9 protein-coding genes are annotated in these 13697 nt (G+C 66.6%); 6 read left to right on the top strand and 3 right to left on the bottom strand.

Annotated elements, in window-relative coordinates; translation table 11 throughout:
• The first annotated feature begins 56 nt into the window (after window positions 1-56).
• Window positions 57-3929: a DNA-directed RNA polymerase subunit beta' gene (locus CV023_RS14300; RefSeq protein ID WP_284934718.1), complete on the top strand. Its 3873-nt coding sequence runs from the start codon at window positions 57-59 to the stop codon at window positions 3927-3929.
• A gap of 138 nt (window positions 3930-4067) precedes the next feature.
• Here the strand turns inward: CV023_RS14300 and CV023_RS14295 are convergent, their stop codons facing one another.
• From CV023_RS14295 to CV023_RS14285, 3 genes are all read right to left on the bottom strand, one after another.
• Complete coding sequence (locus tag CV023_RS14295) at window positions 4068-5231, bottom strand: IS1249 family transposase (protein WP_230746805.1); 1164 nt, start codon at window positions 5229-5231, stop codon at window positions 4068-4070.
• A 107-nt stretch (window positions 5232-5338) separates the two neighbouring features.
• The gene (locus tag CV023_RS14290; RefSeq protein ID WP_230746804.1) at window positions 5339-6364 is read right to left on the bottom strand and encodes a 6-phosphofructokinase; all 1026 of its coding nucleotides are present in this window, start codon (window positions 6362-6364) and stop codon (window positions 5339-5341) included.
• Window positions 6361-7047: a DUF1707 SHOCT-like domain-containing protein gene (locus CV023_RS14285; protein WP_230746802.1), complete on the bottom strand. Its 687-nt coding sequence runs from the start codon at window positions 7045-7047 to the stop codon at window positions 6361-6363. The genes CV023_RS14290 and CV023_RS14285 overlap by 4 nt, the downstream gene beginning before the upstream one ends.
• 108 nt (window positions 7048-7155) lie before the next feature.
• On the opposite strand from CV023_RS14285, the gene CV023_RS14280 reads away from it, so the two are divergent.
• The 5 genes from CV023_RS14280 (at window position 7156) to CV023_RS14260 (ending at window position 13657) form a co-directional block, all read left to right on the top strand.
• The gene (locus CV023_RS14280; RefSeq protein ID WP_230746800.1) at window positions 7156-8415 is read left to right on the top strand and encodes a glycosyltransferase; all 1260 of its coding nucleotides are present in this window, start codon (window positions 7156-7158) and stop codon (window positions 8413-8415) included.
• Window positions 8408-10525, top strand: coding sequence for an ArnT family glycosyltransferase (locus CV023_RS14275; protein WP_230746798.1), 2118 nt, complete (start codon window positions 8408-8410; stop codon window positions 10523-10525). Before CV023_RS14280 ends, CV023_RS14275 begins: the two co-directional genes overlap by 8 nt.
• 15 nt (window positions 10526-10540) lie before the next feature.
• Entirely contained in the window at window positions 10541-11269 is a 729-nt protein-coding gene (locus CV023_RS14270; RefSeq protein WP_230746797.1) for a response regulator transcription factor, read from the top strand.
• Window positions 11266-12780 (top strand): sensor histidine kinase, encoded by a 1515-nt coding sequence (locus CV023_RS19045; protein WP_230746795.1) that lies wholly within the window; start codon window positions 11266-11268, stop codon window positions 12778-12780. The genes CV023_RS14270 and CV023_RS19045 overlap by 4 nt, the downstream gene beginning before the upstream one ends.
• Window positions 12781-12868: 88 nt before the next feature.
• Window positions 12869-13657 carry a hypothetical protein gene (locus CV023_RS14260; RefSeq protein ID WP_230746793.1) on the top strand — a complete coding sequence of 263 codons (789 nt, stop codon included), beginning with the start codon at window positions 12869-12871 and terminating at the stop codon, window positions 13655-13657.
• Window positions 13658-13697: the final 40 nt, after the last annotated feature.

Genomic DNA, 13697 nt, shown 5'->3' with positions numbered 1-13697 from the left:
CAACCGACACAACTTTGCGATGAACGAGGTGTTCATCGCCAGGAAAGAGGATTTACGTGCCTGACGTCAATTTCTTTGATGAACTGCGCATCGGTCTTGCCACCGCGGAAGCCATCCGCGGCTGGTCACACGGTGAGGTGAAAAAGCCTGAGACCATCAACTACCGCACCCTGAAGCCGGAGAAGGACGGACTCTTCTGCGAGAAGATCTTCGGACCCACCCGGGACTGGGAGTGCGCCTGCGGCAAGTACAAGCGGGTCCGCTTCAAGGGCATCATCTGCGAACGCTGCGGCGTCGAGGTGACCCGGGCCAAGGTGCGCCGTGAGCGCATGGGCCACATCGAGCTCGCCGCTCCCGTCACCCACATCTGGTACTTCAAGGGCGTTCCCTCGCGCTTGGGCTACCTGCTGGATCTGGCTCCGAAGGACCTCGAGAAGGTCATCTACTTCGCCGCCTACATGATCACCTCGGTCGACGAGGACTCCCGGCACCGGGATCTGCCCAGCCTGCAGAACAAGATCGATGTCGAGAAGCAGCAGATCGGCACCCGCCGGGACGCCGACATCGACCGCCGGGCCAAGAAGCTCGAAGAGGATCTCGCAGCACTCGAGGCCGACGGCGGCACCGCCCAGGCCAAGAAGAAGCTGCGCGACGTCGCCGAGAAGGAGATGGACAAGCTCCGCAAGAACGCCGACCGTGAGGTCGACCGTCTCGAGCAGGTGTGGGACCGCTTCAAGAACCTCAAGGTCAACGACCTCGAGGGCGATGAGAGCCTGTACCGCGAGATGTTCCACCGCTTCGGCCTCTACTTCACCGGAGCGATGGGCGCCGAGGCGATCCAGAAGCGTCTGCTCGACTTCGACCTCGATGCCGAATCCGAGAAGCTGCGCGAGCTGATCAACACCGGCAAGGGACAGCGCAAGACCCGCGCGCTCAAGCGCCTCAAGGTCGTCAACGCGTTCCTGACCACGGACAACAACCCCGAGGGCATGGTCCTCGACGTCGTTCCCGTGATCCCGCCGGAGCTGCGCCCGATGGTCCAGCTCGACGGAGGCCGCTTCGCGACCTCGGATCTCAACGACCTCTACCGTCGTGTGATCAACCGCAACAACCGCCTCAAGCGTCTGCTCGACCTCGGTGCTCCCGAGATCATCGTCAACAACGAGAAGCGGATGCTCCAGGAAGCCGTCGACTCGCTGTTCGACAACGGCCGCCGCGGTCGCCCCGTCACCGGACCGGGCAACCGTCCGCTGAAGTCGCTGTCCGACATGCTCAAGGGCAAGCAGGGCCGGTTCCGTCAGAACCTGCTCGGCAAGCGCGTGGACTACTCGGGCCGTTCGGTCATCGTCGTCGGCCCGCAGCTGAGCCTGCACCAGTGCGGTCTGCCCAAGACCATGGCACTCGAGCTGTTCAAGCCCTTCGTGATGAAGCGCCTGGTCGATCTCAACCATGCGCAGAACATCAAGTCGGCCAAGCGGATGGTCGAGCGTCAGCACCCGCAGGTGTGGGACGTCCTCGAAGAGGTCATCACCGAACACCCGGTGCTGCTCAACCGTGCGCCGACCCTGCACCGTCTGGGCATCCAGGCCTTCGAGCCGCAGCTCATCGAGGGCAAGGCCATCCAGCTCCACCCGCTCGTCTGCTCGGCGTTCAACGCCGACTTCGATGGTGACCAGATGGCCGTGCACCTGCCGCTGAGCCCCGAGGCGCAGGCCGAGGCCCGCATCCTCATGCTCTCGGCGAACAACATCCTCAAGCCCTCGGACGGCAAGCCCGTGACCATGCCCTCACAGGACATGATCATCGGCCTCTACCACCTCACCTCCGAGCGCAAGGGCCTGGCCGGCGAGGGACGTTCCTTCTCCGGCATGGGCGAGGCCGTCATGGCCTTCGATCGCGGTGAGCTGGACCTCGGTTCGGTCATCACGATCCGCCTGGAGAACGTTGTTCCCGGCTCCGACATCGAGGTGCCCGAGGGCTGGCAGGCCGGCGATCCGCTCGACGTGCAGACCACCCTCGGCCGCGCCGAGTTCAACGAGTACCTGCCCGCCGACTACACCTTCATCAACTCCACGATCGACAAGAAGGCGCTGAGCCGGATCGTCAACCACCTCGCGGAGGAGTACCCGAAGGTCGAAGTTGCCCACACGCTGGACAACTTCAAGGCCGGCGGCTTCCACTGGGCCACCCGCTCGGGAATCACCGTGGCGATGTCCGATGTCGTCTCGCCCGAGGCGAAGACGGAGATCCTCGCCGAGGCGGAGACCATCGACACCAAGGTCCAGCAGCAGTACGAACTCGGTGCCCTGACCGATGACGAGCGCCGCAACGAGCTCGTCAAGCTGTGGACCGAGACGACCGAGAAGGTCGACCAGGTGATGCGGACGAACTTCCCTGCGGAGAACTCCGTGCTCCGCCTCGTCGAGTCCGGTGCCTCCGGTAACTGGATGCAGGTCCGTCAGCTGGCCGGTATGCGCGGTCTGGTGACGAACCCGAAGGGTGAGATCATCCCGCGTCCGATCGTCTCGAACTACCGTGAGGGCCTCGCGGTGCTCGAGTACTTCATCGCCTCGCACGGTGCTCGTAAGGGACTGGCCGATACGGCTCTGCGAACCGCTGACTCCGGTTACCTGACCCGTCGTCTCGTCGATGTGTCCCAGGACGTCATCATCCGCACCGCCGACGCCGACACCAACAAGGGCATCACCCTGCCGGCGGCCGAACGCGACCACGAGGGCAACCTGGTTCCGCACGAATATGCGGAGACCAGCCTCTACGGTCGTCTCACGGTCTCCGACGTCACCGATGCCGATGGCAATGTCATCGTCCCGGCGAAGACCGACGTCACCGCCGCGACGATCGACACGCTGGTCGCCGCCGGCATCGAGGACCTCAAGGTCCACTCGGTGCTCACCGCGGATTCCGATACGCAGATCTCGGCCATGCACTACGGCCGTTCGATGGCGACCGGAAAGCTCGTCGACATCGGCGAGGCCATCGGCACCGTCGCTGCCCAGTCGATCGGTGAGCCGGGAACCCAGCTGACGATGCGTACCTTCCACACCGGCGGTGCGGCGGCGTCCTCGGGTGACATCACCCAGGGTCTGCCGCGTGTGACCGAGCTCTTCGAGGCTCGCACACCGAAGGGCTTCGCCCCCATCGCCGAGGCGACCGGTCGGGCCAAGATCGACGACAGCCGCAAGACCCGCTTCGTCATCATCACCCCCGATGACGGCAGCGAAGAGATCGAGCACGCAGTCTCCAAGCGTGCCCGACTCATGGTCGAGGACGGGCAGCACATCAAGGCCGGCGAGCAGCTGGTCGTCGGTGCTGTCGATCCGAAGCAGGTGCTGCGCATCCGTGGTCGTCGTGAGGCTGAGCGCTTCCTCGTCGAGGAGGTTCAGAAGGTCTACCGTTCGCAGGGTGTGGGCATCCACGACAAGCACATCGAGGTCATCGTGCGGCAGATGCTGCGTCGCGTGACCGTGATCGAGTCGGGCGACACGAACCTGCTGCCCGGCGAGCTCGTGGACCGTGGCCGCTACCAGGCCGAGAACCGTCGTGTGGTCGCCGAAGGCGGCCAGCCGGCATCGGCTCGTGACGAGCTGATGGGCATCACGAAGGCTTCGCTGGCCACCGAGTCGTGGCTGTCCGCCGCGTCCTTCCAGGAGACCACCCGCGTCCTCACCGAGGCCGCGATGGAAGGCAAGTCGGATACGCTCATGGGTCTGAAGGAGAACGTCATCCTCGGTAAGCTCATCCCTGCCGGCACCGGCCTGCAGACACACCGCAACATCGTGGTGGAGCCGACCGAAGAGGCCAAGGCCGAGATGTTCACCAACAGCTACGGCGACTTCTACGCGGGCATCGGCGCCGATTCCGGCTCCGCGATTCCGCTGGAGGACTACGACTACGGCGCGTTCAGCTGAGGCTGAGCCGCTAGGCAGACAAGAGGGGCACCCGCCATCAGGTGGGTGCCCCTCTTGTCATTCACCGGTTCACATCCGGGTTATAGGCCACAATGTGTGTATGGGTAGGGCGTGTCTTCCCGGCTGAACCAGGTGGTTTCACCGTGATCGTCCACCCCACCCCTTCTGGATTCCGTTACCGTCCTCGATGCTGAACGAGGTCCCGTACAACGACGTGGTCTCCGCACGGCCGGACTCATTGCGAGCGACTCGGCGCGCAGGCTTCTTCTCCCACGCAGCCGGAGTCACGAACTCCCAAGGATCCCTCGCGGCCTCTGTGCGCAGATACAGCAACCAATCGACTCCCCGTCTGGCATGCTCGATCGGCAGGCCCCTGTGCATGCGCAGGAAGTCCTTGATTGCCTTGTTCGGGCCGCCCTCCAACGCGTTCGTCGTCTTCGCGATCCTCATACCCTCGTCGGCCAGTTCCAGCCAGGTGAATATGTGGCCACCACTGATGAGAGTGGCCAGGAGTCGACAGGCTTTGCGTGTGCGCTGATGCGTATACCACCAGGTCTGGCCCGGCCGGACATGCGCGGGCCGGGCCAGTCCCGCCTGGGGGCGCGTGCGGTGCTTGATGAACGTCTCCCACTTCGCCTCCCACGCGGCGAACTCGCCCGTCCAGGCAGCGGCCTCGTCGAGTGTCGTCACGTTCTTGAGGGTGGTGAAGATCGCGAGGAGTTCTTTGTTGGCTAGCAGGGCCGGACGCCGGGTGAGATGTCGGTGTCCGCCTTGGCGGATATGGAAGTGACAGCGTTGGATCCGTGTGGTCGGCCAGAGACGTTTGACCGTCGTTGTCAGGGGCCCGTTGCCATCAACGATCGCGACGACGGGGGCGGGGATGCGTTCGATGAGCGCGGTCCAGGACTCGTTCTTCTCTCTGTCGCACCATTGCCAGTCGATGACGTGTTCGCCGGTGTGGGCGATGAGGACGCACCACCCGTTGAAGTAGGTGCCATCGAGCATGATCTGATCGTGGATCTCACCCGTCGGCGACACGGTGGGGGCCACGTTCCAGCACCACTGGGTGTGTCTGTTGAACGTGCGTGTGCTGGTGGCGAAGTCGCCTCTGCTGCGGGTGCTCGTGAGCCAGTCGATGAAGCTGGTGAACTCGGCTTTCCTGGTGATATCAGTCCGGGTTCGAGTGGTTGAGGCTCCGCAGTGTTTGCATCGCCATCGGGTGCGGCCTGCGCTGGTTTCACCGTTCTTGACGAGTCTGTTTTCGCATACACCACAGTGGGGGTGATTTCGGGGATTGGACACTGAACATGCTTCCAGAGCATGTTCACCCCTGTAGTGCCCTACTGCCTACTGGGAAAGGAGCCTATCCTGTACACACAATCTGGCCTATAACCCTCACATCCGGGGCCTCAGCCGAAGAGGACCTGCGCCTCTTCCCACCGGTCCAACGGCACGGATTTGAGGCTGTCCACTGCCGAGGCCATCTCCACGGCGACGATCTCCGTGCCCTTGAGGCTGGCCATCTTCCCCCACTGTCCCGCCTCGGCGAGGTCGGCGGCGGCCATCCCCAACCGGGTCGAGAGCACGCGGTCGTAGGCGGTGGGGGAGCCGCCTCGCTGCAGGTGGCCCAGTATCGTGGCCCGCGATTCGATGCCGGTGATCTCCTCGATCTTCGGTGCCAGGAGGTTCGCGATTCCGCCGAGGCGGGTCCGGCCCTTGTTGTCGACACCGGCATCGGCGATCTGCTCGTCGAGTCCTTCGGGGATGAACCCCTCGGCGACGACGACGATGGGTGCACGGCCGCGATCCCGGGCAGAGGTCACCCACTCCTCGATCTGGTCGAAGCTGACGGGGAACTCCGGCATGAGGATCGCGTGGGCGCCTGCGGCCATGCCCGAGTGCAGGGCGATCCAGCCGACGTTGCGGCCCATCACCTCGATGACCATGCAGCGGTGGTGGGACTCCGCCGTGGTGCGCAGACGGTCGATCGCTTCGGTGGCGATGGACTGGGCGGTGTCGAAGCCGAAGGTGTAGTCGGTGTTGCCGAGGTCGTTGTCGATGGTCTTCGGGACCCCGATGATGTTCAGGCCCTCCTCGTCGACGAGTCGGGAGGCACCGGCGAGGGTGCCCTCCCCGCCGATGGCGATGATCGCATCCATCCCGTGCTCGGCCATCACCGTGCGCATCCGCTCCGGCCCGCCGTCTTCGTAGGGATGTGTCCGGGAGGTGCCGAGGATCGTGCCGCCGCGCCCGGAGAGGCCGCGGACGTCGAGCATCGACATCTCGAACATGTCGTCGGTGAGCAGTCCGCGCCAGCCGTCGCGGATGCCGACGAATTCGTTGTGATGTGATCGGATTCCCTTGCGGACGATCCCGCGGATGACCGCATTGAGTCCGGGGCAGTCGCCGCCGGAGGTGAGTACGCCTATCTTCATTCCAGTTGTCCCTGATCCTTCGCTCGGTATCCCTTGGCCAGATGCACATCGTGACCCGCCATGAGGGACACGCCCTTGAGGACGAGAGTCCCGTTCGAACCGTCGCCCTTCGCCGATTGGCGGATCTCGTTGCCGGCCATGATGTTCACGGTGTCGTCGCGGACGCGCACACCGGGCGGCACATAGATGTCGTGGCCGCCCCACATGGAGTACGAGGTCACCGACACCGTCACCCCGGGGCCCATGACTTCGCAGAGGTCGATGTTGTCCCCGCCCATGAGAGCGTAGGTGGTCACCTCGGCGGTGCCTGCGGGCACGTCGACCTCGCGTCCGGACATGATGGCCACGGAGTTGACGGGTGCCGCGGATCCCGGATCGGCTCGCGGGGCCAGGGGAGAGGGCCCGGAACGCTGGACCAGCGAGGCACCGGCCGTGGTTCCGCCCCCGGTCTGGCGCTGCAGATCGCGGCAGAGCTCATGACCTTCGGGCAGGTCGAGGATGAGGGGCAGGAGTTCGTCGAGGTATTTCGCGGAGATCGCCTCGTCCTGACGTTCGGCGGTCTCCTCCGGATCGAGTCGACCATTGCTCACGGCTTCGGTGATCACCGCCAGGACGGCGTCCCGGTCCTTGTCGGAGGCGCGGATGCGTGGTGTCGCAGGCTGCTCGGAGTCGTCGTGTGGCATGGTGCCCAGTGTAGCGGGAACCACACTCGGGCCTGCCGGACACAGTCCACAGGCTGGCCACAGCTTCGACCCATGCCCGGCCTAAGCGCTGACGGGAATGTGGAGTCCATGAGACACGAGAACATCGCCTGGCAGGAGCCCGAGGCGCAGACAGCATCCACGGCCACCCGTCCGCCCACGACCGTCGACCTCGTCGTTCCGGTCTACAACGAGGAGGCCGGCCTCGCCGCCTCCGTCGAGACCCTGCTCGCCGCGGACAGCGGACGCACCACCGAGGTCACGGTCATCATCGCCGACAATGCGAGCACCGATTCGACTCCCGAGATCGGGGCGAGGCTGGCAGCGACACATCCGAACGTCGAGTACGTCCGACTCGAGGAGAAGGGCCGCGGACGCGCGCTCTCCCAGGTGTGGCGGGCCTCGAACGCCGAGGTGGTCGCCTATACGGATGTGGATCTGGCCACGGACATCAGGGTCCTCGACCCGATGGTCGAGGTCATCCGTTCGGGGCTGGCCGATGTCGCGATCGCCTCCCGGCTGCTGCCCGGGCTGGAGGTCAGCCGCGGGGTCAAACGCGAGATCATCTCCCGCTGCTACAACCGGCTGCTCAAGTTCAGCCTCGGCGTCGGATTCAGCGACGCCCAGTGCGGGTTCAAGGCGCTCTCGGCAAGAGCGGCGCAGGAGCTGCTGCCCGAGGTCGAGGACGAGGAATGGTTCTTCGACACCGAGCTGCTCGCCCGCGCCGAATGGGCCGGGTACCGGATCCACGAGTTCGGCACCGACTGGACAGACGATCCCGACTCTTCCGTCGACGTCGTCGCCACGGCGTGGAAGGACATCAAGGGGATCGTACGGCTGCGCACCAGCGGCCGGCCCTGGGACGGGCATGAGGTGCCGGCCCCGAACACCGGAGCCCAGATCCTCCATTTCATCGACGTCGGAATCATCAGCACCCTCCTCTACGCGGTGCTGTTCCTGTTCGGGATCCAGGTGGTCTCCCCGGCTGTGGCCAATATCGGTGCCCTGCTCATCTCGACGGTGATGAATACGGCACTCAACCGCAGCCACACCTTCGGCGTGCGCTCACCGCACCGCCGTTTCGTCTCCCAGCTCAAGGGGTTCGCCGCCTTCGGTCTGTGCCTCGCCTTCACCTCGGCGGGTCTGGCCGTCTCTGCCGGTTTCACCGGCGAGTGGGCGAGCATCGCCACGCTCGCCGTACTCACGGCGGCGAACCTCGCGGCCACCATCGTCCGGTTCGTCCTGATGCGCACCTGGGTGTTCGCTCGTGCTCCTCGCCGAGCGGGGACACACAGCGCCGACTCCACACAGACCGCACAGACCGCACAGGGGGAGACGCAGCATGTCTGAGACTCGCAGCGAAACACACGCCACCGGATGGCGACGGCACTGGTACCCGGTCGTACTGGCCGTGCTCACGCTCGGCACCGTGGCAGCTTTCCTCGTCAACCTCAGCGCGAACGGCTGGGCGAACTCGTTCTACGCCGCGGCTGTCCAGGCAGGATCGGAGAACTGGGAGGCGTTCCTCTTCGGCTCTCTCGACTCCGCGAACGCGATCACCGTCGACAAACCCCCGGCCGCCCTGTGGCTGATGGCATTGAGCGCCCGCGTCTTCGGGTTCTCCTCGTTCTCGATGCTGCTGCCCGAGGTGCTCCTCGCCGGAGTCTCCGTGCTTCTCATCGCCCACTCGACGAGGCTGGCGCTGCGCGGCCACCTCGGAGCGGGCCTGGAGCGGGCCGCTGCCCTGGGTGCGGCCGGGATCTTCGCCCTCTCTCCCGTCGTGGCACTCATGTTCCGCTTCAACAACCCGGACGCGCTGCTCGTGACCCTCATGGTCGGAGCCGTCGTGGCCACCCAGCACGCCCTGCGCACCGCTGCCGGCAGGCATGACCGAGCCGCACTCCGCATAGCCGGATGGCTGGTCCTCGCCGGAGTGTGCCTGGGCCTGGGCTTCCTGACCAAGCAGTTCCAGGTCCTCCTCATCGTGCCCGGCCTCGCCGCCGCCTGGGTGCTCTTCGCCCGCACCTCGTGGGTCAGGCGTCTGCTGTGGCTGCTCGTGCCGATCGGCTCGATGGTCGTCAGCGCCGGATGGTGGATCGCGCTCGTCGAGCTCACACCCGCGGACAGCCGTCCCTACGTCGGCGGCTCCCAGACGAACTCATTCCTCGAACTCACCTTCGGCTACAACGGCTTCGGGCGACTGACCGGCAATGAGACCGGTTCCGTCGGTGGCGGCGGTCAGGGAGGCGGCTGGGGCGAAACAGGGATCACCCGACTGTTCACCGGCAGCTTCGGCCAGCAGGTCTCCTGGTTCCTGCCCACCGCACTCGTTCTCCTCCTCGTCACGATCGTCCTCCTCATCCTCGCCGAGGTGGCCCGTCGTCGCGGCGGCACCGCGGTCACGGAACGGGTGACCGACGGGGAGACCGGCGGCGTGACCGACAGGGCGACAGACGGCAATGGCAGGACGGCAGACGGCAACGGCAGGAGCGGCAGCCTCGGCGCGGCAGTGCTCATGTGGGGCGCTTGGCTCGTCGTCACCTGGCTGGTGCTCTCGAACATGAATGGAATCGTCCACGAGTACTACACCGTGGCTCTCGTTCCGGCGATCGCTGTGGTCATCGGCATCGGTGTGGCCGTGCTGCTGAGCCGACCCGGCTACGTCAGGCGACTGCTCCTCGCGGTGGCCTGGGTGCTGACCGGTGCCTGGCAGTTCATCATCAGCTCGGAGATGTCCGGGATCCCCGGGTGGCTGCGGTGGGGCGTGCTCATCGTGGCCGTCCTCGGCGGCCTGTGCCTCATCGTCACCGCGCACCGGAGACCCACCCGCGCGCTCGCCTCGGTGCTCGTGGCCGTCGCCATCCTCGGCAGCGCAGCGATTCCGGCGCAGCTGTCCGTGCGGACGATCGCCGGCAGCACTCAGGGATCCATCGTCACCATCGCCGGCACGAGCTCGGGTATGGGCGGAGGTCCCGGTGGCGGAGGCGGCATGCCCGGCGGCGGGGGAGCCCCCGGCGGTGGGAACTCGACCGCCGGGGACGGCACCGAACGCGCCGCGGGTGGCCCCGGCGGCGGTGGGGTAGGCGGCATGGGCGGTCTGCTCAACGGCTCCGAGCCCTCGGACGAACTCACCGAACTGCTCTCCGCGGATGCCTCCGACTTCACCTGGGTCGCGGCGGCGACCGGGGCGAATCAGGCTGCCGGCTACCAGCTCGCGCTCGAGGAGCCTGTGATGGCCATCGGCGGGTTCAACGGCACGGATCCCTCACCGACCCTCGAGGAGTTCCAGCAGCTTGTCGCCGAGGGGCAGATCCACTACTACATCGGATCGGGAACCGGCGGCGGACCCGGCGGTTCGGATTCCGATTCCTCCTCCTCGCAGATCGCGGCCTGGGTCGCGGCGAATTTCGGAGCGACGACCGTCGATGACGTTGCGCTCTACGATCTCAGCGCCGGTTGAGGGGATAATCGTTCTATGAATCCGACTGCGAAGGGCCTCGACACGAGCTCGCCACGCGTGCTCATCGTCGATGACGAAGCCAATCTCTCGGAACTCCTCGTCATGGCCTGCCATGTCAGAGGTTGGGAGGCGACAGGAGTCGGCACCGGCCGAGAGGCCGTGGACTTGGCCCGCGGCGAGCACTTCGACGCCATCGTCCTCGATGTCATGCTGCCCGACCTCGACGGGTTCGCGGTCATCGAGAAGATCCGCGGAGAGGGCATCGACACTCCGGTGGTCTTCCTCTCGGCCCGTGACGAGATCGACGACCGGCTCACGGGCCTCCGTCTCGGCGGGGACGATTATGTGACGAAGCCCTTCAACCTCGACGAGGTGATCGCCCGGATCGAGGCCAGGCTGCGCCGCAGCGCCCCGAGCGTCCCTGCCGACGAGGACGATGTGCTGCGCGTGGGTGATCTCGAACTCGACGAACGATCCCATGAGGTCACCCGCGCCGGGCACCCGATCGAGCTGACGGCTCGAGAATACGAAGTGCTGCTGCTGTTCATGCGCAATCCGCGGGTGGTGCTCTCGAAGGCGCAGATCCTCGACCGGGTGTGGGACTACGACTTCGGCGGCAACGGCAACATCGTCGAACTCTATGTGTCCTATCTGCGGAAGAAGATCGACGCCCCGTTCGCCGAGCTGCCGAACCTCTTCCACACCAAGCGCGGGGCCGGCTACATCCTGCGGGCGGATCAGTGAGCCGGGCGTTCTCCGTGCGCAGGCTGCGGCTGCAGACTCGGCTGATCGTCATCGCCGGTCTCGTGCTCCTCCTCGTCGGGGCCGGGATCGGTGCCGCCTCGTGGCTGAGCGTGCGGACCTCGCTGATGTCCGACCTCGACGCTCAGCTCTCGAGCATGACCCAGCATGCCCGCTCCGACGGCGGACCGGACCAGGGTCCCGGCGGCTCGGATTCGCAGTCACCGGTCGACGAGGCCCTGCGCTACCTGTTCCAGCCCGGAGTCGGGGACGGTGCGCTCGTCGTCGTCGATGCCGGCGACGGTGGTGAGGGGCTGATCGCCGAGGCGGGGCAGTCCCGGCCGCAGGTCCTCCCCGCCGAGGCCGTGTCGACCCTGCTGGAGAAGGGCACCCGGTCCGCGGCCGGGGGACACCGCTCCGTCGACGTCCCCGGCTTCGGCTCCTATCGTGTCGTGGCCTTCGACGATGACGGGACGACGACCGTCTACGGAGTCCCGCAGGGCAATGTCGACTCTGCGCTCGAGCGCACCGCGTGGACGACGGTCTTCGTCGTCATCATCGGCGTGCTCACGACGGCGGCGCTGATGGCGATCATCATCCATCGGCAGCTGCGCGACCTGCGGGACGTCGCCCGCACCGCGCGCGAGGTCACCGATCTCGAGCTGAGCGCCGGCAGACCAGAACTCGCGCTGCGGGTGCCGAGCGAGCTCGCCGTGCCGGGCACGGAGGTCGGCGACGTCGGAGCCTCCGTCAACCGGATGCTCGACCACGTCGGGTCCGCCCTCGAGGAGCGCTATCGGGGCACGGAGCAGATGCGACGTTTCGTCGCCGACGCCTCGCACGAGCTGCGCACCCCGATCGCGACGATCCGCGGCTGGGCCGACCTCACCCGTCCCTACCGTGAGGACCTGCCCGCCGAGGTGACCACCTCCCTGTCGAAGATCGATGCGGGGGCGATGCGGATGTCGGCTCTGGTCGATGATCTGCTGCTCCTGGCACGGCTCGAGGCCGGACGTCAGCCGACGAAGCAGGACACCGTGGACGTGTCCTCCCTGCTGCTCGAGCTCGTCGAGGACGCCCACGTCGTCCACCCCGACCATTCGATCGTCCTCGACCTCCCGCCCGAGGCCCTCGAAGCGCGGGGTGCTGCCGATCAGGTTCGTCAGGCCGCGTCGATCGTGATCACCAATGCCTGCGTGCACACGCCCCCGGGAACCCGGGTCCACGTCGAAGCCCTGGCTGCGCACAAGCCCATCTCCGGACAGATGCCCGGGGACATCGTGGCGATCCGCATCAGCGACGACGGTCCGGGAATCCCCGAGGAGATCCGTGACAGGGTCTTCGATCGCTTCGTCCGCGGCGACGCTTCACGGGCCCGGGCCGGGGTGCAGGGAGGCTCCTCCGGTTTGGGTCTGGCGATCGCGGCCGGTCTCGTCGACCTCATGCACGGCAGCATCACGATGTCGAGCTCCGACGATGGGACGGTCTTCGAGCTGCGACTCCGCGCGGCCTGAGGATCCCACAGCCAGGGCACAGGCTCGGCTGGGATGGGCTACAGCGCCGTGGCCGAGAGTGGAATCACTGACCAACAGAGGAGATTCCATGACCGAGAACCAGAACCAGAACCCGGGCCAAAACCCCAACCAGGCGCCGACTCCGAACCCGGGTCAGACCCCGAACCAGGGCCAGAACCAGGGCCAGAACCCGGGCCAGAACCCGGGCCAGAACCCCAACCAGGGGCAGAACCCGAGCCTGGGCCGGAACCCCAACCAGGTGGCGTCTCCGGGCCCTGCTTCCAACCAGGGTCCGGCCATTGCCTACCCGCCGACGGCGGCGACCCCGGAGAGCGGGAAGAAGAAGCGGCGCGTGCCGCTCGTTCCGGCGATTCTCGCCGGTTCGGCCCTGTTCGTCGTCGGCGGACTCGCCGGGGGCGCGATCGGCGCCTCGGCCGTCATGGCCTCATCCGAGTCCGGCTCGAGCCAGGGACCGGGTGGACAGAACGGCCCCGGAGGAATGGGCGGCCCCGGCGGCCAGCAGGGCGGGACCCAGAACGGGGGCGGTGCCCAGCAGGGCGGCGGCGCGCAGAACGGCAGAGGCATGCCCGGCGGCCAGTCGAACGGCAGCCAGTCGAACGGAGGCCAGTCGAACGGCGGAACGACGTCGGGCGGCTCCCAGGACGGAAGCAGTTCCGATGGCGGCAGTTCCGACGGCAGCAGCACCGATGGAAGCAGCCAGGACGGCTCGTCATCGACAGGCGACTCGTCCGACGGCTCGGACGCCACCGGCGACACCACCTCGGCGACGAGCGACGACACTGACATCGAGAACGCCGCCGTGACTCACTTCGAGCAGATCCTCACCGGGTTCGCCGTCCTCAACCGCGACGAGTAGCGTCTAGCCCGGCCGAGCCCAACCAGGCCGACCCCTGCCA

Source organism: Brevibacterium sp. CCUG 69071 (genome assembly GCF_021023135.1).
Classification (GTDB): Bacteria; Actinomycetota; Actinomycetes; order Actinomycetales; family Brevibacteriaceae; genus Brevibacterium.
This window is presented reverse-complemented; position numbering and strand designations above follow the sequence as displayed.